Source organism: Skermanella mucosa (genome assembly GCF_016765655.2).
In the GTDB taxonomy this organism is placed as follows: Bacteria; Pseudomonadota; Alphaproteobacteria; order Azospirillales; family Azospirillaceae; genus Skermanella; species Skermanella mucosa.
Window position 1 is genome coordinate 6,308,180 of record NZ_CP086106.1, and the last position, 20,311, is coordinate 6,328,490.

The following is a 20,311-nucleotide window of genomic DNA, read 5'->3' on the forward strand; positions in this document are numbered from 1 at the left end:
CCGCCCCGGGCCTTTTCCGATTCGACAAGCACCCCTCCGCGCGCTAAACCGCGCGGCATGACCGACAGCACGCTGGCATCCCGCAACGCCGCCCTCGACCTGCTCGAGTCGGTGCTGCGCAAGAAGATCCCGCTCGACGACGCGTTCGACGCGCACGAGGGGCTGGACGCCCTGGAGCCGCGCGACCGCGCCTTCGTGAGGCTGATGGTGGCGACGGTCCTGCGCCGCCTGGGGCAGATCGACGCCCTGGTATCGACGGCCCTGACCAAGCCCGATCCGGTCCGCGCCGGCGTCCTGGATATCCTGCGGCTGGGCACGGCCCAGCTGGTGTTCCTCGATACGCCGCCCCATGCCGCGGTCGATACCTCGGTGGCCGCGGCGGAACAGCGCGGACTCCAGCATTACAAGGGCCTGATCAACGCCGTGCTGCGCCGGGTCGCCCGCGAGGGCGCCGATCAGGCGAAGAAGCAGGACGCCGGCCGGCTGAACACGCCGGACTGGCTGTGGCTCGCCTGGCGGACGGCCTACGGCACCCCTCGCACCCGCAGCATCGTCGAGGCGAACCTGATCGAGGCGCCGCTCGACCTCACCGCCAAGGCGTCGCCCGGCGACTGGGCTGAACGCCTGGAGGGCACAGTGCTGCCGACCGGGACCATCCGCCGCGCCTCCGGCGGCCAGGTCGCCGACCTGCCCGGCTACGACGAAGGCGCGTGGTGGGTCCAGGACGCCGCGGCGGCATTGCCGGCCAGGCTGTTCGGCGACATCCGGGGCAAGACCCTCTACGATCTGTGCGCGGCGCCGGGCGGAAAGACCGCCCAGCTCGCGGCCGCCGGGGCCGAGGTGACGGCGCTGGACCGGTCGGAGCGGCGGCTGCGGCGCCTCTCCGCCAACCTGGAGCGGCTGAACCTGTGGGCGGAGACGCTGACCGCCGACGCCGCGACCTGGAAGCCGGACCAGCCCGCCGATGCCGTGCTGCTCGATGCGCCGTGCAGCGCCACCGGCGCCATCCGCCGCCATCCCGACATCCTGCGGCTGAAGGGCCAGGAGGACGTCACCAAGCTGGCGGGCGCCCAGCGCCGGCTGCTGGCCCATGCGGTGGACCTGGTCAAGCCTGGCGGCACGCTGGTCTACTGCACCTGCTCGCTCCAGCCGGAAGAAGGCGAGCAGCGGATCGACCACCTGCTGGCTTCCGGCGCGCCGGTCGAGCGGTTGCCGGTCGATCCCGGCGAGCTGGGGGGACTGTCGGAACTGATCAACGAGCGCGGCGAAGTCAGGACCCTGCCGGGCCAGCTCGCGGAACTGGGCGGCATCGACGGTTTCTTCATCGCCCGGCTCGTCCGTACCAAATGATATGCCGATCTCGGTGACGGTCGATTTGCGCAATTCAAACCTGCGTCGGCGGGGACCATGTGTGATCTTGCGCACACCCCGCCCGACTTGGTAGGACAGCTTCGGTTTCGTAGGACGGCTTCGCCATGCAACAATCGACCCGGATCGCTCCCTCAATCCTGTCGGCCGACTTCGCCCGCCTGGGTGAGGAGGTGCGCGCCGTCGATGCCGCCGGCGCCGACTATATCCATATCGACGTGATGGACGGGCATTTCGTGCCCAACATCACCATCGGCCCTGCGGTCGTGTCGGCCCTGCGGCCCCATTCCGCCAAGGTGTTCGACGTCCACCTGATGATCTCGCCGGTCGACCTGTTCATCGCCGATTTCGCCAAGGCCGGTGCCGACATCATCACGGTCCATCCCGAGGCCGGTGCCCACACCCACCGGACGATCCAGCTGATCAAGTCGCTGGGCAAGAAGGCCGGCCTGTCGCTCAACCCCGCGACCCCGGTCGAGGCGGTGGACTATCTGCTGGACGACCTGGACCTGATCCTGGTGATGAGCGTCAATCCCGGTTTCGGCGGGCAGAGCTTCATCCGGTCCCAGCTGGACAAGATCCGGGAACTGCGCCGCCGGATCGACGCCAGCGGCCGGCCGATCGACCTGGAGGTCGACGGCGGCATCAATTTCGAGACGGCGGGCGCCGCGATCGAGGCCGGCGCCGATGTTCTGGTCGCCGGGACGGCCACGTTCTCCGGCGGGCAGGGCGCCTATGCCGACAATATCCGGCGGCTGCGGGGTGCCTGAGGCGGGATGACTGGCCAGCGCGACACCTTGGGCTGGCTGAAGCAGGGCGCGCGGGCGTTCGCCTTCGGCAATCCGCTGTACGGCCTGACCCTTGGCGGCCGTCCGGTCAGCGGGCTGGCGACCGTCCCCAACGATCCCTGGCCGGGCGACGCGGATATCGGTGCCGCGGTGATGGACGGGGTCTTCCCCTTCGCGGGCGAGGTGATGCAGGCGGACGAGCCGGTCTGGGTGCCGGCCTTGGGCTTCAGCGCGACCTGGGTCGCCCGGATGAACGCGTTCGACTGGCTGCGCGACCTGCGCGCCGTCGGCGGCGACGCGCCGCGCCGGCAGGCGCGCCTGCTGATTTCCGGCTGGCTCGACCAGAACCACGGCTGGAACCAGGCGTCGTGGGCGCCCGACGTGCTGGGTGCGCGCATCGCCAACTGGATCGGACAGCACGATTTCTACTGCCAGAGCGCGGACGACGCGTTCCGCGGCCGGGTGTTCGAAAGCCTGGCGCGGCAGACCCGCCACCTGGCCCGCGTCACCCCCGGCCCGCTCCAGGGCGCGGCATTGCTGACCGCGGTCAAGGGCCTAGTCTATGGCGGGCTGTGCCTGCCCGGCTGTGAGAAGCACGTGGCCTATGCCCTGCGGCTGCTGGAACGCGAGCTGCCGCTCCAGGTGCTGCCGGACGGCGGCCATGTGGAACGCAACCCCGAGCGCCACATGCTGGTGCTGCGCACCCTGATCGACCTGCGCGCCGTCCTGCGCGCGGCGCGGCAGGAGGTGCCGGAGATGCTCCAGCACGCGATCGACCGCATGACCCCGGCGCTCCGCTTCTTCCGCCACGGCGACGGCGGGCTGGCCCTGTTCAACGGCGGGCGGGAAGCCGACCCGGCGATGACAGACACGGTGCTGGCCCAGTCCGACGCGCGCGGCCGCCCGCTGAAGAGCGCTCCCCATTGCGGGTTCGAGCGGATGCTGGCCGGACGCACCACGGTGCTGATGGACACCGGCAAGGCGCCGCCGCCGGGCCTGGACGACGACGCCCACGCCGGCACTCTCAGCTTCGAGATGACCATCGGGCGGGAGCGGCTGATCGTCAATTGCGGATCGCATCCTAGCCGTTTCGGCCCCTGGCGCGGCGCGCTGGCGGCGACCGCCGCCCATTCCACGCTGGCGGTGGCTGAGACCAATTCGGCCGAGGTGTTCGAGGGGGGCGGCCTGGGCCGCCGGCCCAACCGGATCACCTGCGAGCGCATCGAGAGCGACGGCGCCACCCTGGTCGAGGCGACCCACGACGGCTATGTGCGCGCCTTCGGGCTGCTGCACCGGCGGCGGCTCTACCTGGCGGACAACGGCGACGACCTGCGCGGAGAGGACACGCTGGAAGGACCCGCCGGCCACCCCTTCGCGCTCCGCTTCCACCTTCATCCCGGCGTGGACGCCACCGTGTCGCCCAACGGCGGCTCCGCCCTGCTGCGGCTGCCGGGTGGCTCGTCGTGGCGCCTGAGGGCGACCGGCGGGACCTTCGCCGTTTCCGAAAGCATCTATTTCGGCGGCGGGTTCGGCGACGGCGACGAGCCGAGGCCGACCAGCCAGGTCGTCGTGACCGGCGACACCGTGTCCGATCGCACCGTGATCAAATGGGCGCTGCGCCGCGAGAAGAAGCAGGCCTGACCCGTCACCGGACCCCAACCGCAGCCCCGCCCGACGGGGCTGGAATTTCGCAGGATACCGCCGCCATGACCGCCGATCTCGTCCGCGTCACCCGCGCCCTCATCTCCGTTTCCGACAAGACCGGCCTGGTGCCGTTCGGCCAGGCCCTGGCGGCGCGCGGCGTCGAGATCCTGTCCACCGGCGGGTCGGCCCAGCAGCTCCGCGACGCGGGCGTGCCGGTCACCGAGGTCGGCGACCATACCGGCTTCCCCGAGATGATGGACGGCAGGGTCAAGACGCTGCATCCGAAAATCCATGGCGGCATCCTGGCGCGCCGCGACCTGGACAGCCACCTGGCCGCCATGGAGGCCCATGGCATCCCGCCGATCGACCTGGTGGTGGTCAACCTCTATCCGTTCGAGGCGACGGTCGCGCGCGGCGCCGCCTTCGAGGACTGCGTGGAGAACATCGACATCGGCGGCCCGGCGATGATCCGGAGCGCCGCCAAGAACCACGGCTTCGTCGCCGTGGTGACCGACGCCGCCGACTACGACGCCGTCCTGGCCGAGCTGGAGGCAAACGACGGCGCCACGACGCTGGCGCTCCGGCGGCGCCTGGCGGCCGGCGCCTACGCCCGCACGGCGGCCTACGACTCCGCCATCAGCCAGTGGTTCGCCGGCCGGAACGGCGAGACCTTCCCGGCCCGGGTCACGGTCGCCGGCAGCCTGCGCCAGACGCTCCGCTACGGCGAGAACCCGCACCAGCAGGCGGCGTTCTATGTCGGGGCCGACGGCCGGCCGGGCATCGCGACGGCGACCCAGCTCCAGGGCAAGGAGCTGAGCTACAACAACCTGAACGACACGGACGCCGCGTTCGAGCTGGTGGCCGAGTTCGATCGCCCCGCCGTCGCCATCATCAAGCACGCCAACCCGTGCGGCGTCGCCGAGGGCGACAACCTGCCCGACGCCTACGCCCGCGCGCTGGAATGCGACCCGGTCAGCGCCTTCGGCGGCATCATCGCGGTCAACCGCACCCTGGACGCGGCCACGGCCGAGCAGATCGCCAAGCTGTTCGCCGAGGTGGTGATCGCCCCCGACGCCGACGAGGAGGCCCGGGCGTTCCTGGCCGCCAAGAAGAACCTGCGGGTCCTGCTGACCGGCGCCATGCCCGATCCGGCGGCGCCGGGCATGACGGTGCGGACGGTATCCGGCGGCTTCCTGTTCCAGAACCGCGACAGCGGCCGGATCGGCCTGCCCGACCTGAAGGTGGTGACCAAGCGTTCGCCCGACGAGCGGGAGTTGGCCGACCTGCTGTTCGCCTTCCGCGTCGCCAAGCACGTCAAGTCGAACGCCATCGTCTATGCCAAGGCCGGCGCCACGGTGGGCATCGGCGCCGGCCAGATGAGCCGGGTGGACAGCTCGCGCATCGCGGCGTGGAAGTCTGCCGACGCGGCCCGGGCGGCGGGCCGGGCGGAGGCCGGGACGATCGGTTCCGTGGTCGCGTCCGACGCCTTCTTCCCTTTCGCGGACGGCCTTCTGGCGGCGGCGGACGCCGGCGCCACGGCGATCATCCAGCCCGGCGGCTCGATGCGCGACGGCGAGGTGATCGCGGCCGCCGACGAGCGCGGCCTCGCGATGGTCTTCACCGGGATGCGCCACTTCCGGCATTGAGCGTCGAAGGCGCCGTGCATCGGTCGAGATTCCGGCCGGGCGGCGCCGATTCCCGTTGCCCGCTCCGGCAAGAGTCCGGGAGAAGCCTGTCGGCCGGCAGCACCGCCTCGGCGGTGGTTCCCGATCCCGGAACGCTCTTCAGCTCCAGGGAACCTCCGTGCAGTTCCATGATCCGCTTGGCCAAGGGAAGTCCCAGACCGGTGCCTTCGTACTTGCGCGCCAGCCGGCTGTCGATCTGCCGGAAGCGCTGAAGCGCCTTCGGGATCTCCTCGGCGGTCATGCCGATCCCGGTGTCCGCCACGGACAGGCGCAGCCCCCGCCCGGGCACGATGTCGATGGACAGCCGGACGGAGCCGCCCGCCGGGGTGAACTTGATTGCGTTCGACAACAGGTTGAGCAACACCTGGCGCAACCGCAGGGGATCGGCGCGCACCAGGGGCAGGGGCCCGCACGGGCAGTTCTCCAGCGCCACCATCGACGCCTCCGCCAGCGGGCGCACCATGCTCCAGGCTTCCTGGCAGACCCGGGCCGGATCCATGGCCTCCTCATGGATTTCCAGGCCGTCGGCATCCATCTTGGCCAGATCCAGGATATCGTTGATCAGGCGGAGCAGGTGGTCCCCGCTCCGGTGGATGTCCGTCGCGTAATCCCGATACCTGCGGTCGCCGAGCGGGCCGAAGGTCTCCGACCTCATGACGTCGGAGAAACCGAGGATCGCGTTGAGCGGCGTCCGCAGTTCGTGGCTCATGTTGGCCAGGAACTGCGATTTCGCCTGGCTTGCCGTGGCGGCCGCTTCCAGCGCCTCGCGCAGGTCGTCCGACGTCGCCTCCAGTTCGGCCCGGGTCGTCTCCAGCTGCTGCACCCGCGCGGCAAGGCTCATCTCCGCGGTCTCCAGCCTGGAAAAGGTCTTGTGCAGTATCCTCGCGGGCAGCAGCCGGGCCGTCATGTAGCTCGCGGCCGCGACGGCGGCAGCCACCAGCGTGGCGATCAGGAAACTCTCCATCGCGGGTTCGAGGCTCTGGAACACCTGGACGGTCCCGATCGTCCGCCCGTCGAGGATGATCGGAGCCTCATGCGCGAGGGTCGGCGCCGGAGGCATGTCGCCATGCTCCGCGACGGTACGCCCGTCCCCGTCCAGGACGCGATACAGCTCCACCTCGTCCTCGGCACGGTCGAAGCCGCGTACGGTGGCCAGCAGGTCGCCGAGCGGGCGGGCCGGGGAATCCCAGCCGGCTCCGTGCCGGGCGGCGAAGCCCGCCACGTCCCACGCGAGGCGCCTTGCCTCCATGTCCGTGTGCTCCCGGGTCTCGCGCAGGTTCAGGCTGAAGTCGACCGCCGGGATGCCGATCAGCAGGACGGCCGCGAGCGTGGCGGCCACCAGCGAGACGAGCCGGTCCAGATGCCTCGCTTCGGCCTTCAATGACGTGTGCACCGCGCATTCACCCAGTTCGGTGATCCCGCGTTGCGCCTTCCGCAGGACCGTTACAGGAAGCCATCCCCGGGGTTCATGGAAGACGACCTGGGCGCATGGACCTTCCTTATATCGGAAACTTGCTAAAATTCCCTGATTCGACTGGGAGAAGCCGGAGACGGACCTTGATGCCGGCCTGCGGCCGGAAAGCCGTCAGCCGGCCTTCAGGCAGGACGCCAGCGAGGCGGCCATGTCGCGCATCAGCTGGAAATAAAGGTCCGGACCGTCGGGCAGCCCGGCCCCGAGCGGGTCGAGCACGCCCTTGCCGGCCCCGGTGCCCTCCACCACGGTCGCGACCAGGGTCGGCTCGAATTGGGGTTCGGCGAACACGCAGGCGGCATCGAGCTCAGCGATCCTGGCCCGGATCTCGCTGAGCCGCCGGGCGCTCGGCCGCTGTTCCGGGCTGACCGTGATGGCGCCGACGGCGTTCAGCCCGTAGCGGTCCTCGAAATAATGGTAGGCGTCGTGGAAGACCACGAACGGCAGGTCCTTGACCGGCGCCAGCAGGGCGCCGAGTTCCGCGTCGAGCTCGGCCAGCCGTTCCGTCATGGCCTCGGCGTTGGCCTGATAGCGGGCGGCATTGGCGGAGTCATGCTCGGACAGTTCCCGCGCGATGACGGCAACCATCGCGCGGGCGTTCGCCACGTCGAGCCAGACATGGGCGTCCCGCGTGCCGTGCCCGTGTTCGTCGCCGTGCCCGTGTTCATCCGCGTGTCCGTGCCCGCCTTCGGCGTGGTCGTCATGGTCCTCGTGGTGGCCGTCCCCTTGGCCGTCCCCGTGGCCGTGGTCGGACGCCTCGTGCGGCTCCCAGGCGCCGCCTTCGCGGGTCGGCAGCAGGGTGACGCCGGGGGCTTCCATCAGGGCGGTCACGTTGGCCTTGCCGCCCAGGGACTCGATGGGCTTGGCCAGGAACGTCTCCATGTCCTCGCCGACCCAGAACACCAGGTCGGCCTGGTTGAGCGCGCGGGCATCGCTGGGGCGCAGGCTGAAGGAGTGCGGGGACGCCGCGCCCTTGACCAGCAGCGTGGGCTCGGCGACGCCCTGCATCACGCCCGCGACCAGGGAATGTACAGGCTTGATCGAGGTCACCACGCCGACGGGCTCCGCCGCCAGGGCTGCGGGCGGGAAAGCGGCCGTGGAAAATATCGCTCCGGCCAGGGCCAGGAGTGACGTTGTCGCGCGACGGGCGTTCATGATGGGGTGTGACCTCCGGCCGGGGCAGGGTTGCGCATTTGCATACTCGTGAGGCCCTTACTGTTCTGTTATAACATTACCTTGTCAAGAGCCGGCTGACCGGCGAGGGAATCGGGGCGCAGCCTTCATGTCATCCAACAGAGAGCCTCTGGTCGAAACCCGCGGGCTGACGGTCACCTACGGCAGCCGCACCGTGCTGGAGGGGATCGACCTGAGAGTCGGCGAGGGCGAGATCGTCACGCTGATCGGACCCAACGGCGCCGGCAAGACGACCCTGGTCAAGTCGGTGCTCGGCTTGGTCAAGCCGTCCGCCGGATCGATCCGGCGCCGGCCGGGACTGACCATCGGCTACATGCCCCAGCGGCTCCAGGTCGAGCGCACCCTGCCGCTGACCGTGCGCCGCTTCCTGACCCTGTGGCAGCGGGTCGACCTGGCCGAGATGGTGCGGGTCCTGGGCGAGGTGGGGGCGTCCCACGTGATCGACGGCGCGGTCCAGACCCTGTCGGGCGGCGAGCTCCAGCGCGTGCTCCTGGCGCGGGCGCTGCTGCGCCGGCCGGATATCCTGGTCCTGGACGAACCGGTGCAGGCGGTCGACGTCCACGGCCAGATCGAGCTGTTCAACCTGATCGCCGAGATCCGCCGGAGCCGCGGCTGCGGCGTACTGCTGGTCTCCCACGACCTGCATCTGGTGATGGCCCGGACCGACACGGTGCTCTGCATCAACCGCCATGTGTGCTGCTCCGGCCATCCGGAGGATGTCAGCCGGCACCCGGAATACCTGGCGATGTTCGGCCGCCATGCCGAGGCGCTGGCGGTCTACCAGCACAGCCACGACCATCACCACGACTGCGCGGGCGCCGTGGTCGCCCTGCCGTCGGCCCAGGGAGTTGGCCAGGAAGCCGGCCAGGATGCGGCCCGTCCTCTTCCGGAAGCCAGGAGGCATCACGGCCATGGATGATTTCATGATCCGGGCCCTGCTGGGCGGTTGCGGCATAGCACTGGTCGCCGGCCCGCTGGGATCCTTCGTCGTGTGGCGCCGGATGGCCTATTTCGGCGACACGCTGGCCCATTCCGCCCTGCTGGGGATCGCCCTGGGCTATCTGCTGGGGATCGGAATGACGGCCGGCGTGATCGCGGTCTGCGTCGCCATCGCCACGCTGCTGGTGGTGCTCCAGGAGCAGCGCCAGCTCGCCAGCGACACGCTGCTCGGCATCGTCTCCCACTCCACGCTGTCGCTGGGCCTGGTCGCCATAGCCTTCATGGAGACCATGCGGATCGACCTGCTGGCCTACCTGTTCGGAGACATCCTGTCGGTCACCGCCGCCGACATCCTGTGGATCTACGGCGGCGGCGCGGTGGCGCTGGCCGGGCTGGCGCTGATCTGGCGGCGGCTGCTCGCCATCACGGTGGACGAGGACCTGGCGCGGGTCGAGGGGATGCCGGTGCTGGCGATCCGCCTGGTCTTCATGCTGCTGATCGCGGCGGTGATCGCGATCGCCATGAAGATCGTCGGCATCCTGCTGATCACGTCGCTGCTGATCGTGCCGGCCGCGACGGCCCGGCGGTTCTCCCGCTCGCCGGAGCAGATGGCTGTCGTGGCGTCCGGGATCGGCATGGCCGCCGTGATCGGCGGCCTGATGGGCTCGCTGTTCTGGGACCTGCCGAGCGGCCCCGCCGTGGTCACCGCCGCGGCGCTGATGTTCGCTCTGAGCTTGATGGCGCCGATGCCTCGCGCGGCGTGATCCGGACAGGCCCGCCGCCGCCGATTCCGGCAGGAACCGCGAATTTTCCGTGTTCATCCAAGACACCGGGAACGTGCATTGCCGCCTGGACGCCGGATTGTCCCGCGCCGCGGGAATCGTCGGCGGATTGCGGGGCCGGGTCGACACCTTGTCGGAACCGGCGCCGGCCGATCTCCGGCGGGACTGAGTCCCCGCCATCAGCGCCTTGATCCTGCGGAGCCAGGAGGCGCGCCTTCGGGCGGAACGGAACCTGCCCCCCGGTTTGCCCGCTTCGGTGCGGTGGGCCTTCCAGATCAAGGCGGCGCTTTGGCAGATGAGCGAGTTCGCCGGCCGTGAACGCGGGCTCCTGGCCGGCGTGATCGCGGGCGGCAAGCCTTTGCTCCCCGGCGAGATTGAAGCCGTCGCGCGGGCGCGGGGCGAGGTCGACAGCGCCTGGCGGCTGATCGCCCAGCAGCGCGATGCCCATGATGCGGCGATCGCCGCGGCCGTCGAGGCGATCGGGCGCGGCTATGGCGCCGCCCTGGACGCCAGCGCGCGCGGCGAACCCTACCCGATGACCGCCGGAGCCTGGTTCGCCGCCGCGACCGAGGGAACAGAGACGATCCTCGCGGCGGCCAGCGCCGAGCAGGCGACCACGGTCCGCGAGATCGGGAGCGCCATCTTCACCATGGACGCCACGACCCACCGCAACTTGGCCCTGGTCGAGGAAAGCACCGCCGCGGCGCACCGGATGGAAGAGAAGTGCCTGGAGATCAATCAACGACCTTGTCGGCCGTTTCCGGCTCGCGTGACGGGCGGCGCCGGTCGGTCCTGCGCCGACCGGCTCACCGCCGGTTCCTTCAGTCCTTCAGGTCCTCCCAGAACTCCTTCACCTTGGCGAAGAAGCCTTCGCTTTCGGGGCTGGTGCCTTCCTTGCCGGCCTTCTCGAACTCGCGCAGCAGTTCCTGCTGCTTCTTGTTCAGGTTGACCGGGGTCTCGACCACGGCCTGGATATACATGTCGCCGCGCTGGGTGCTGCGCAGGACCGACATGCCCTTGCCCTTCAGGCGGAACTGGTGGCCCGACTGGGTGCCGGCCGGCACGTTGACCTTGGCCCGGCTGCCGTCGATGCTGGGAACCTCGACCGTGCCGCCGAGCGCGGCCGTCGTCATCGGGATCGGCACCCGGCAGTGGATGTTGGCGCCGTCGCGCTGGAAGAACCGGTGGGGCGCTATCGCCAGGAAGATGTAGAGGTCGCCGGTCGGCGCCCCGCGCAATCCCGCCTCGCCCTCGCCGGCCAGCCGGATGCGGGTTCCGTCCTCGACGCCCGCGGGGATGTTGACCTGGAGGTTCTTCTCCTTCCGGGTCCTGCCGCTGCCGCCGCAGCTCTTGCACGGGTCCTTGATGACCCGGCCGGCGCCGTGGCAGGACGGGCAGGTCCGCTCGATCGTGAAGAAACCCTGCTGGGCCCGCACCTTGCCCAGGCCGCCGCAGGTCGGGCACGAGATCGGCTGGGTCCCGGCCTCCGCCCCGCTGCCCGAGCAGCCTTCGCAGACCACGGAGGTCGGCACCCGCACGGTGGCCTGGCTGCCGCTGTAGGCCTCCTCCAGCGAGATCTCCAGGTTGTAGCGCAGGTCCGCGCCCCGGCCGGTCTGGCCGCCGGCGCGCCGGCCGCCCATGAAGTCGCCGAACATCTCGTCGAAGATGTCCGCGAAACCGCCGCCCCCGAAATTGAAGTCGAAGCCCCCGGCGCCGCGTCCGCCGCCGCCCGGGCCGCCGCCCTCGAAGGCGGCATGGCCGAAGCGGTCATAGGCGGCCCGCTTCTGCTCGTCCTTGAGGACCTCGTACGCTTCGCTGCAATCCTTGAACTTGGCTTCCGCCTCGGCGTCGCCAGGGTTCCGGTCGGGGTGATACTGCATGGCCATCTTGCGATAGGCCTTCTTGATCTCCTCCGCCGAGGCACCCTTGGTCAGGCCGAGAAGTTCGTAATAGTCCTGCTTCGCCATCAGGCCGCCAGCCCCTGCCTCTGAACCGTTCGATTAACCATAAAACCGCTCCGGCTGGCCGGCCCTGCATGCAGGACCTTCCAGCCGGAGCGGAAGACACAATGCCACACAAATCCCGTCGCGGGGGAGGGCGGATTTCAGGCCGCCTCCCCCGGACCCGGGCGTGAAGAGCCGCCGATCAGGCCGACTTGCTCTTCTTGTCGTCGTCGACTTCCTCGAAGTCGGCATCGACCACGGTCGAGTCGCCGCCCGCCTGCGCCCCGGCCCCGGCGGCGCCACCGGCACCCGGGCCGCCGGCACCACCCGCGCCGTCGTCCTGGCCGGCCTTGTACATGGCCTCGCCAAGCTTCATGGACGCCTGGGCCAGCGCGTCGGTCTTGGCCTTGATCGCCGCGGCGTCGTCGCCGCCGACCGCCTCGCGCAGCTCGGCGATGGCCTTCTCCGCGGCGGTCTTGTCGGCCGCCGGGATCTTGTCGCCGGCTTCCTTGATGGTGCGCTCGGTGGTGTGGATCAGGCCGTCGGCCTGGTTGCGCAGCTCGACCAGCTCACGCCGCTTCTTGTCCTCGGCGGCATGCGCCTCGGCGTCCTTGACCATCTTCTCGACATCGGCGTCGGACAGGCCGCCCGAGGCCTGGATGCGGACCGACTGTTCCTTGCCGGTGGCCTTGTCCTTGGCGCCGACGCTGACGATGCCGTTGGCGTCGATGTCGAAGGTCACCTCGACCTGGGGCACGCCGCGCGGGGCGGGCGGGATGCCGACCAGGTCGAACTGGCCCAGCAGCTTGTTGTCGGCCGCCATCTCGCGCTCGCCCTGGAACACCCGGATCGTCACGGCGCTCTGGTTGTCCTCGGCGGTCGAGAAGGTCTGGCTCTTCTTGGTCGGGATCGTGGTGTTGCGGTCGATCAGCCGGGTGAACACGCCGCCCAGGGTCTCGATGCCCAGCGACAGCGGGGTCACGTCCAGCAGCAGCACGTCCTTGACGTCGCCCTTCAGAACGCCGCCCTGGATCGCGGCGCCGATCGCGACGACCTCGTCCGGGTTCACGCCGCGGTGGGGCTCACGGCCGAAGAACTGCTTCACGGTGTCCATGATCTTGGGCATGCGGGTCATGCCGCCGACCAGGATCACCTCGTCGATCTCGTTCGCCTTCAGGCCGGCGTCCTTCAGGGCGGCCTTGCACGGCTCGATCGTGCGCTGCACCAGGTCGTCCACCAGGGCTTCCAGCTTGGCGCGGGTCAGCTTGATGTTCAGGTGCTTCGGACCGGACTGGTCGGCGGTGATGAACGGCAGGTTCACTTCCGTCTGCATGCCGGACGACAGCTCGATCTTCGCCTTCTCGGCGGCTTCCTTCAGGCGCTGCAGGGCCAGGCGGTCGTTCCGCAGGTCGATGCCCTGCTCTTTCCTGAACTCGTCGGCGAGATAATCGATGATGCGGGCGTCGAAGTCCTCGCCGCCCAGGAAGGTGTCGCCGTTGGTCGACTTCACCTCGAACACGCCGTCGCCGATCTCCAGCACCGACACGTCGAAGGTGCCGCCGCCCAGGTCGTAGACCGCGATGGTGCCGCTGCCCTTCTTCTCCATGCCGTAGGCCAGCGCCGCCGCGGTCGGCTCGTTGATGATGCGCAGGACTTCGAGGCCCGCGATCTTGCCGGCGTCCTTGGTCGCCTGGCGCTGGCTATCGTTGAAGTAGGCGGGGACGGTGATGACGGCCTGCGTGACCTTCTCGCCCAGGTAATTCTCGGCGGTCTCCTTCATCTTCTGAAGGATGAAGGCGCTGATCTGGCTGGGGCTGTACTTCTTGCCGTGGCTCTCCACCCAGGCGTCGCCGTTGTCGCCGCCGACGATCTTGTAGGAAACGAGGCCCTTGTCCTTCTGGGTCAGCGGATCGTCGTAGCGGCGACCGATCAGGCGCTTGATCGCGAACAGGGTGTTGTCGGGATTGGTCACCGCCTGGCGCTTGGCCGGCTGGCCGACCAGACGCTCGCCACCCTGGGTGAAGGCGACCATCGACGGCGTCGTCCGGGCGCCTTCGGTGTTCTCGATGACCTTGGCGCTGCCGCCTTCCATGACGGCCACGCACGAGTTCGTGGTGCCCAGGTCGATACCAATCACTTTGCTCATCATTCAGCCTCTTTGTTACGGCAGACCAGTCGCGGCCCGGTACTTCGGCACCGCCACGGCCCCCTTGGTTCTGGTGGTTGAGGGTATGGAACGGTGTTGGAGTTCAGATGATCTCTCAGTCTGACCGGAGATATAGGCAGGTGCTCCGAAGGCTGCAACCGCCCCGGGGCAAGGCAAATGCGCCGGACACGGGGCGTCGGACCCGAAATCCGAGGCCCGAAAGCCACAGATGGAGCGGGGTCCGTCGGGGCGGGAGCGCGACCGCCTGCCGCACCGGTGCCCGTCGCCGGGAGGAAGCCGGGTCACGAACAGCCCGTTATGGCCGGCGCGTCGCGGGCGCCAGGGAATCACAGCGCCGAGTTTGAATCTCCATTGCGGGGTGCTACCCCCAGTGTCAATTCTTACCAAGTCCAAGCAAACCGACAAGGAGTAACAAGGGGGTATATGTCTGAGTTTTTGCTTGAAGTTAACGTATGATTAAAGTATATCGGTGTGCTTTTGTCATGAGACGCAATTGATGGTTGCTGTTATTTCTGTTCGGCTTTATATTATCCACCTTCTTATCCCCAACGATTATGATATATCTTTTCCCGGGCAAGGCGAACGTGAGGTGTGGGGGACGCCGACGGCCTCGCCCGGAGTCGGTGGCGTGTTCATTAGAGGGTAAATTCATCATGACCCACAGACGTCGCGATTTGGCGCTCGCGATCAAGTCCTGCCTTGACAGCCTGGCGCAGGATGCCAAGGACAACGAATTGACCGAACTCGCCCATTTCGTAAGCCTTGCCGCCCTGGCGGCCGAGGAAGCGGCCCAGTCGGCGGACCCGCAGGCCAACCTGCTGAAGGCCCTGATGTCGGGAGAAGCCGGCCACTGCTGACCCGGCCCTGCTGAACTGCTTTGCTTTATTTTTCAATGATTTCAAGGGACTGTCGGGGATTTTCCGGCAGTCCCGGCTCCCTCTCGCCGGGACCGGCGACCGCGGGTCTCGGTCCGCCGGAGAAAGCCGGATGATCATTTCCGCCAGCTACAAGACGGATATACCGGCGTTCCATGGCCGCTGGTTCCTCAACCGGCTGGACGCCGGCTTCTGCAACGTGGTCAACCCCTATGGCCGGCAGGTCCACCGGATCGACCTCACGCCCGCGGTGGTGGACGGCTTCGTCTTCTGGACCCGCAACGCCTGGCCCTTCATGGACGCGCTGGAGGCCGTCGCCCGGCGGGGACATCCCTTCATGGTCCAGGTGACGCTGACAGGATATCCCCGCGCGCTCGAGTCGAACGTGCCGGATACCGCCCGCTCGGTGGATCAGATCCGCGCGCTCCGTGACCGCTGGGGACCGCGCGCCGTCGTCTGGCGCTACGATCCGATCGTCCTGTCGTCCCTGACCGGCGCCGCCTGGCACCGCGCCAATTTCGCCGGCCTCGCCCGGGCGCTGTCCGGCGCGGTGGACGAGGTGGTCATGTCGTTCATGCAGCCCTACCGCAAGACCGCCCGCAACCTGGACGCCGCCGCCCGCGCCCACGGCTTCGCCTGGCACGACCCGGAGGAGCCGGAGAAGCGGGCGCTCCTGGCCGACCTTGCGGCGATCGCGGCCGGGGAAGGCATGGCGCCGACCCTGTGCACCCAGCCCCGCCTGCTCGACGTGCCCGGCGTGTCGGCCGCCCGGTGCGTCGATACGGCGCGCCTGGGCGACGTCGCAGGCCGGCCGGTGGCGGGCCGGCGCAAGGGCAACCGGCCGGGCTGCGACTGCGCCGAAAGCCGGGACATCGGGGACTACGACACCTGCGTCCAGGGCTGCGCCTATTGCTACGCCGTGGCGAGCCGGCCGGCGGCCCTGCGCCGGGCGAGGGCCCACGATCCGGACGGAGAGTTCCTGGTCGCCCCGAACCCGCCGGCTCAGAGTTCCGCCGGGTCGAAGACCACCGTCGAGCCGTCCAGCTCATAATCCTGGATGGTCGGCCGCTCGCGGGCATGGGGGTCGGCGAAGGACGCGTAAAGGCAGGTGAAGATCTGGCAGACGGTCCGCCCGTCCTGGGAGAAAGGCAGGAACAGCTTGTCGATGCCCGCCTCGACGCCCCGGAAGGAGGCGCTGCGGTACCGGAAGGCCATCGGCCTGGCGCTTGCCGCGCAGTCCTCGAACTGGCTGAGCACCACCCGGGCGACCGGCGGCTTCAGGACTTCGTCCAGGAAACGCCCGGTATAGTCCGCGCCGTCGTAGTAGACGATCTCGGTCCCGACCAGCCGCAGGCGGAAGCGGCGGGGATTTCCCTCCACCCCGATGACCAGCAGGTTGCCCATCCAGGGTTGGAACTCCTCCGGATGGAAACTCGACCGCGACGGCAGGGCGCCCCCGTCGAGGCGCGAGGACCAGAGGGCGTACAGACTGCGGAGCTTTTCGGCAGGAAGGTGCGAGTTGCTGGTCATGCTTGGCGAGGCTACCGGTATGAACTTAAGGAATCCACAAGCTCGACCGAAGACTTGGCGGCCGTCAAGTCACGAATCCTTAACAGATTGCTTTCAATACTAACGTATGTACCCCGTGCTGACCAGCCGAATTACCGGTATCTTAGAATCGGCTACTTTATCCGACATCGCAAAAGAACGGTTCAGTATGCCTCAGGGTTGTATGAATGCTTGATTGCACGGCATTTTATGAATCATAGTCGTGCCGATACGGCGGATCTGCTGTGGCGGTGCTTTACTTAGATGTCATTCAGGGGAGTTGATAATGCGATCAGCGACAATTCACGCTCCTTGCCCCATCACCCATTCAAACCATTCTGTTCATGTTTCCCGCCGCTCGTCACGGCCCGTATTCCGGCGAACTGCGGCCGTCCTGCTTGCGGCCCTGTCCTCATCGGCCCTTCAGGCCGGTCCCGCCCTGGCCCAGGCGGCCGACCCGGCCGGCGACCTGGCGGCCCGGATCGCCGCTGTGGAGACCTTCCAGACCAACCTCAACTATGTCTGGGTCATGGCGGCCGCGGCCCTGGTCATGCTGATGCAGGTCGGGTTCCTGCTGCTCGAAGCCGGGCTGGTGCGCTCGAAGAACTCGGTCAACGTCGCCCAGAAGAACCTGGTGGATTTCGTCCTGGCCGTGGGAATCTTCGGGATGGTCGGCTTCGCCGTCATGTTCGGCGCCGACCAGGCCGGCCTGGTCGGCTGGAGTACCGGCATGATGCTGTTCAACCACGCCAGCGACTGGGACTACGCCTTCTTCATCTTCCAGCTCGTGTTCTGCGGCACCGCCGCCACCATCGTGTCCGGCGCCGTGGCGGAGCGGATGCGGTTCGGCAGCTATCTCTGGGCGACGGTCTTCGTCTCGGCGGTCATATATCCGGTGTTCGGCCACTGGGCCTGGGGCAACCTGCTGGACACGGGCAACCACGCCTTCCTGGGCAGCCAGGGCTTCATCGACTTCGCCGGCTCGACCGTGGTGCATTCGATCGGCGGCTGGGTGGCGCTGGCCGCGGTGATCGTGATGGGACCGCGAATCGGCCGGTTCGACCAGCATGGCCGGCCGGTCAAGATCCACGGGCACAGCCCGGTGCTGGCGACTTCCGGCGCGCTGATCCTGTGGGTCGGCTGGATCGGCTTCAACGGCGGCTCGACCCTGGCCGGCACGCCGCAATTCGCCCACATCGTGTTCAACACCATCGTGTCCGGCGCCATGGGCGGCCTGTCCGGCATGTTCGCCGGACGGATGGTCGACCACAACTGGCGGGTCGACCGGGTGATCAACGGCGTGCTCGGCGGGCTGGTCGGCATCACCGCGGGGTGCGACGCGGTGACCTCCGGCGGGGCCGTCTTCATCGGGCTTTCGAGCGGACTGGTCGTCCTGGCGGCGGGCGAGCTGCTGGAGCGGGTGTTCAAGCTGGACGATGCCGTCGGCGCGGTCCCGGTCCATGGCGTCTGCGGCGCCTGGGGGACCCTGATGACGGCGTTCTTCGCCACCGCCGACAAGCTCCCGGCGGGCGACGTCCTGTCCCAGCTCCTGATCCAGGCGCAGGGGGTGGCGGTCGCCTTCGCGTGGGGATTCGGCGTCTCGTACCTGTTCTTCAGGCTGCTCAACAGCAACATCGCCGGCGGCATGAGGGTCTCGCGGGAGGAGGAGCTGCTGGGCCTGAACGAGGCGGAGCACGGCGCCACGCTGGGCACCGGGCAGCTGCTCAACAACATGCTCGCGCTGTCGCGCGGCGGCGCCGACCTGAAGGTGCGGCTGGAGGAGGGCCGCGGCGACGAGTCGTCGGAGCTGGCCTACGCCTACAACCGGCTGATCGACAATATCGAGGCGATCGTCGGCGGCGTCGCCGACGGGGCGCGCGACCTGTCGCGGGCGGCCGACGACCTGATGGCGCTGTCCTCCGACCTGGCCGCCCAGGCGCATGACGCCACCGCGAAGGCGGTGTCGGTGTCGCGTTCGACCGGGACCATGGCCGAGGACATGGTCAGGATCACCGGCGCCGTCAGCGGCGTGCGGGCCAACGCCGACAGCATCGACCGCAGCGCCGCCAGCATGTCCGCCCATATCGGGGCGGCCGCCGCCGACACCCGGCGGGTGACCGAGCGGATCGCCTCGATCGAGACCGGGATGGCGGCGGCCCGGCAGGTGGTCGAACAGGCCATGGACCAGGCCGGCCGGGCATCCTCCACGGTCGACCAGCTGAGCGTCGCCGCCGGGGCGATCGGCGACGTCCTGCGCCTGATCCGCGAGATCGCCGGCCAGACCAACCTGCTGGCGCTCAACGCCACCATCGAGGCGGCCAGAGCCGGGGAGGCCGGCAAGGGCTTCGCCGTGGTGGCGCAGGAGGTCAAGAACCTCGCCGGCCAGACCGCCCGCGCGGTCGAGGACATCGAGGGCAAGGTCGGCGCGATCCAGGGCGAGGCGGGTGAGGCCGTGTCGGTGATCCGGACCATCACCGAGGTGGTCGGCACCCTGGACGAATCGGTCCGCTCGGTCTCGGCGGCGCTGGCCGAACAGGCCGACGCGGCCCAGCACATCGTCGAGAGCATGGGCAACGCCAGCGGCGAATCGTCCAACGTCGCCGGCTCGATCGGCGAGGTGGCGGAAGCCGCGCGCGGCGCCCTCGAGATCGCCGAGACCGCGGCGTCGGACAGCATCCGGGTGACCACGGAGGTCCAGGCGATGCGGGGCGCCGCGGAGGCGACCAACGTCCGGGCCGACCAGCTCGCGGTCACCGCCTCGGCGATCGGCGCCATCGCCCAGCGGCTGCGCGGACTGGTCGGGACCGTGGTGGCGGAACCGGGTGCCGCCGCCCCGCCCGCCCTGGCCCACGCCGCGGAATAGCCTGCCGGAGCGTCAGCGCGCGGTATTCCGCCAGCCTTGGATCCCGTCCACCAGGGTCAGCTGGGTGCCCTCGGAAAGCCGGATGATGGCCGGTCGCTCCATTTCGAGGGTCCACCCGGCCTTGGGCAGGCTGTCCATCAGGCGCCCCTCGATCTGGCGGGAGTGGGTGCCGATCACCATTTAGGCCACCCGGCGCGACAGGGTGTCGATGCAGCCATCCACCAGGTCGGCTTCGCCGCCCTGGATGTCCACGTGCAGGAGGTCGAGTCGGTCGCCGATGACCTCGTCGAGCGGGATCATCGGCAATTCGTCATGGCTCCCTTCGCGGAGCGCCCGGCCGCGCTCCTCCCCGGTCGCGTTGAAGATGGGCTCCAGCCCCCATTCCATGCCCGAGGTCTTCTGGCGCGGAAACAGGGCCGTGCCCGCCGTGGCGGCGGCGATCCCGTGGAACAGGGTGACCTCATCCTCGGCGAAGCCGTTGGAGGCGCAGGCCTCCCGCGCGAAGGCGATGTGCCCCTCGTCGCCTTCGACGCCGATCAGGTGCGGCTTGAGGCCCAGGCGCCGGGCGACGACCCCGGTGTTGCTCATCCAGCAGCCCCAGCCGCAGCCCAGTTCGGCCATGGTGAAGCTTTCCCGGGCCAGCTCGACCGCGCGCAGGGCCGCACCCCATTCGGCGATGTCGGCGTGCCAGTTGGCCGGGATCGGGATGTCCTCGACCTGCCCGGCCCGGTCCCCCAGGATTCCAGGCAGGAACCCGCTGTGGATGACGACACCGAGGAAGTTGGTCAAGTGGCCGTCACGTGGCTCGAGCCCCCGGCACCGCATGACGCCGCATGATCTCCTGGGCGTCGAAACAGGTGTGATAATGATGGAAGGGACTCGAAATCCGCTTTTCAGCGAACTCGCGGGACTGTCCTATGGAGCGCACGACCTCGGCCGCAGAGCGCATGCGGCGATAATCCTCGATGACGCTGTCGCTCTCGGGCCGGCGGCCAAGCAGCACCTCGTAGATCGCGACGATATCTTTGCGCGAAAGGGGCTGGG

General features: G+C 69.0%; 17 protein-coding genes and 1 pseudogene. 11 read left to right on the forward strand and 7 right to left on the reverse strand.

Annotated features, from left to right (window positions below):
- Positions 1 to 57: 57 nt before the first annotated feature.
- The 4 genes from JL100_RS29320 to purH all read left to right on the forward strand — a co-directional run bounded on the left by JL100_RS29320 (position 58) and on the right by purH (position 5,446).
- Positions 58 to 1,350, forward strand: a complete 1,293-nt coding sequence (locus JL100_RS29320) for an RsmB/NOP family class I SAM-dependent RNA methyltransferase (protein WP_202680895.1) — start codon at positions 58 to 60, stop codon at positions 1,348 to 1,350.
- A 125-nt stretch (positions 1,351 to 1,475) separates the two neighbouring features.
- Positions 1,476 to 2,138 (forward strand): ribulose-phosphate 3-epimerase, encoded by a 663-nt coding sequence (gene rpe / locus JL100_RS29325; protein WP_202680896.1) that lies wholly within the window; start codon positions 1,476 to 1,478, stop codon positions 2,136 to 2,138.
- 6 nt (positions 2,139 to 2,144) lie between these two features.
- Positions 2,145 to 3,797, forward strand: a complete 1,653-nt coding sequence (locus tag JL100_RS29330) for a heparinase II/III family protein (RefSeq protein ID WP_202680897.1) — start codon at positions 2,145 to 2,147, stop codon at positions 3,795 to 3,797.
- A 65-nt stretch (positions 3,798 to 3,862) separates the two neighbouring features.
- Positions 3,863 to 5,446 (forward strand): bifunctional phosphoribosylaminoimidazolecarboxamide formyltransferase/IMP cyclohydrolase, encoded by a 1,584-nt coding sequence (gene purH, locus JL100_RS29335; RefSeq protein ID WP_202680898.1) that lies wholly within the window; start codon positions 3,863 to 3,865, stop codon positions 5,444 to 5,446.
- Here purH and JL100_RS29340 read toward each other — a convergent pair.
- Positions 5,418 to 6,878 carry a sensor histidine kinase gene (locus JL100_RS29340; RefSeq protein WP_202680899.1) on the reverse strand — a complete coding sequence of 487 codons (1,461 nt, stop codon included), beginning with the start codon at positions 6,876 to 6,878 and terminating at the stop codon, positions 5,418 to 5,420. The genes purH and JL100_RS29340 overlap by 29 nt on opposite strands.
- Before the next feature lie 192 nt (positions 6,879 to 7,070).
- Positions 7,071 to 8,111 (reverse strand): zinc ABC transporter substrate-binding protein, encoded by a 1,041-nt coding sequence (locus tag JL100_RS29345; protein WP_202680900.1) that lies wholly within the window; start codon positions 8,109 to 8,111, stop codon positions 7,071 to 7,073.
- A 127-nt stretch (positions 8,112 to 8,238) separates the two neighbouring features.
- On the opposite strand from JL100_RS29345, the gene znuC reads away from it, so the two are divergent.
- From znuC to JL100_RS36710, 4 genes and pseudogenes are all read left to right on the forward strand, one after another.
- Positions 8,239 to 9,069 (forward strand): zinc ABC transporter ATP-binding protein ZnuC, encoded by an 831-nt coding sequence (gene znuC, locus JL100_RS29350; RefSeq protein ID WP_202680901.1) that lies wholly within the window; start codon positions 8,239 to 8,241, stop codon positions 9,067 to 9,069.
- A complete protein-coding gene (gene znuB, locus JL100_RS29355) occupies positions 9,062 to 9,853 on the forward strand; it encodes a zinc ABC transporter permease subunit ZnuB (protein WP_202680902.1) in 792 nt (263 codons plus the stop codon). Before znuC ends, znuB begins: the two co-directional genes overlap by 8 nt.
- Before the next feature lie 49 nt (positions 9,854 to 9,902).
- Positions 9,903 to 10,040, forward strand: coding sequence for a hypothetical protein (locus JL100_RS29360; RefSeq protein ID WP_202680903.1), 138 nt, complete (start codon positions 9,903 to 9,905; stop codon positions 10,038 to 10,040).
- 126 nt (positions 10,041 to 10,166) lie between these two features.
- Positions 10,167 to 10,382, forward strand: a pseudogene (locus JL100_RS36710) (hypothetical protein); the annotation flags it as partial.
- A 310-nt stretch (positions 10,383 to 10,692) separates the two neighbouring features.
- On the opposite strand, the gene dnaJ reads toward JL100_RS36710, so the two are convergent.
- Both dnaJ and dnaK read right to left on the reverse strand, forming a co-directional pair.
- Complete coding sequence (gene dnaJ / locus JL100_RS29365; protein ID WP_202680904.1) at positions 10,693 to 11,838, reverse strand: molecular chaperone DnaJ; 1,146 nt, start codon at positions 11,836 to 11,838, stop codon at positions 10,693 to 10,695.
- Between the two features lie 178 nt (positions 11,839 to 12,016).
- On the reverse strand, positions 12,017 to 13,960 hold the full coding sequence (dnaK, locus tag JL100_RS29370; RefSeq protein ID WP_202680905.1) for a molecular chaperone DnaK: 1,944 nt from the start codon (positions 13,958 to 13,960) through the stop codon (positions 12,017 to 12,019).
- 674 nt (positions 13,961 to 14,634) lie between these two features.
- Here dnaK and JL100_RS29375 point away from each other — a divergent pair.
- Together JL100_RS29375 and JL100_RS29380 are read left to right on the forward strand one after the other, a co-directional pair.
- Complete coding sequence (locus JL100_RS29375) at positions 14,635 to 14,838, forward strand: hypothetical protein (protein WP_202680906.1); 204 nt, start codon at positions 14,635 to 14,637, stop codon at positions 14,836 to 14,838.
- A gap of 130 nt (positions 14,839 to 14,968) precedes the next feature.
- Positions 14,969 to 15,907, forward strand: a complete 939-nt coding sequence (locus JL100_RS29380; protein WP_202680907.1) for a DUF1848 domain-containing protein — start codon at positions 14,969 to 14,971, stop codon at positions 15,905 to 15,907.
- On the opposite strand, the gene JL100_RS29385 is transcribed toward JL100_RS29380, so the two are convergent.
- The gene (locus JL100_RS29385) at positions 15,859 to 16,386 is read right to left on the reverse strand and encodes a PAS domain-containing protein (RefSeq protein ID WP_202680908.1); all 528 of its coding nucleotides are present in this window, start codon (positions 16,384 to 16,386) and stop codon (positions 15,859 to 15,861) included. The two genes, JL100_RS29380 and JL100_RS29385, sit on opposite strands and share 49 nt — an antisense overlap.
- Positions 16,387 to 16,894: 508 nt before the next feature.
- Here JL100_RS29385 and amt point away from each other — a divergent pair.
- Positions 16,895 to 19,267, forward strand: coding sequence for an ammonium transporter (amt, locus tag JL100_RS29390; RefSeq protein WP_202680909.1), 2,373 nt, complete (start codon positions 16,895 to 16,897; stop codon positions 19,265 to 19,267).
- 12 nt (positions 19,268 to 19,279) lie between these two features.
- Here amt and JL100_RS29395 read toward each other — a convergent pair whose 3' ends face one another.
- Positions 19,280 to 19,447: a hypothetical protein gene (locus JL100_RS29395; RefSeq protein WP_202680910.1), complete on the reverse strand. Its 168-nt coding sequence runs from the start codon at positions 19,445 to 19,447 to the stop codon at positions 19,280 to 19,282.
- Positions 19,448 to 20,056 carry a class I SAM-dependent methyltransferase gene (locus JL100_RS29400; protein ID WP_202680911.1) on the reverse strand — a complete coding sequence of 203 codons (609 nt, stop codon included), beginning with the start codon at positions 20,054 to 20,056 and terminating at the stop codon, positions 19,448 to 19,450. It lies immediately after the preceding gene.
- Between the last annotated feature and the right edge of the window lie 255 nt (positions 20,057 to 20,311).

What these genes read in the sequence shown, in the direction of transcription:
- JL100_RS29320 (WP_202680895.1), top strand. Translation starts at nt 58, where the DNA reads ATGACCGACAGCACGCTGGCATCCCGCAACGCCGCCCTCGACCTGCTC.
- rpe (WP_202680896.1), top strand. Translation starts at nt 1,476, where the DNA reads ATGCAACAATCGACCCGGATCGCTCCCTCAATCCTGTCGGCCGACTTC.
- JL100_RS29330 (WP_202680897.1), top strand. Translation starts at nt 2,145, where the DNA reads ATGACTGGCCAGCGCGACACCTTGGGCTGGCTGAAGCAGGGCGCGCGG.
- purH (WP_202680898.1), top strand. Translation starts at nt 3,863, where the DNA reads ATGACCGCCGATCTCGTCCGCGTCACCCGCGCCCTCATCTCCGTTTCC.
- JL100_RS29345 (WP_202680900.1), bottom strand. Translation starts at nt 8,111, where the DNA reads ATGAACGCCCGTCGCGCGACAACGTCACTCCTGGCCCTGGCCGGAGCG.
- znuC (WP_202680901.1), top strand. Translation starts at nt 8,239, where the DNA reads ATGTCATCCAACAGAGAGCCTCTGGTCGAAACCCGCGGGCTGACGGTC.
- znuB (WP_202680902.1), top strand. Translation starts at nt 9,062, where the DNA reads ATGGATGATTTCATGATCCGGGCCCTGCTGGGCGGTTGCGGCATAGCA.
- dnaJ (WP_202680904.1), bottom strand. Translation starts at nt 11,838, where the DNA reads ATGGCGAAGCAGGACTATTACGAACTTCTCGGCCTGACCAAGGGTGCC.
- dnaK (WP_202680905.1), bottom strand. Translation starts at nt 13,960, where the DNA reads ATGAGCAAAGTGATTGGTATCGACCTGGGCACCACGAACTCGTGCGTG.
- JL100_RS29375 (WP_202680906.1), top strand. Translation starts at nt 14,635, where the DNA reads ATGACCCACAGACGTCGCGATTTGGCGCTCGCGATCAAGTCCTGCCTT.
- JL100_RS29380 (WP_202680907.1), top strand. Translation starts at nt 14,969, where the DNA reads ATGATCATTTCCGCCAGCTACAAGACGGATATACCGGCGTTCCATGGC.
- JL100_RS29385 (WP_202680908.1), bottom strand. Translation starts at nt 16,386, where the DNA reads ATGACCAGCAACTCGCACCTTCCTGCCGAAAAGCTCCGCAGTCTGTAC.
- JL100_RS29395 (WP_202680910.1), bottom strand. Translation starts at nt 19,447, where the DNA reads ATGGTGATCGGCACCCACTCCCGCCAGATCGAGGGGCGCCTGATGGAC.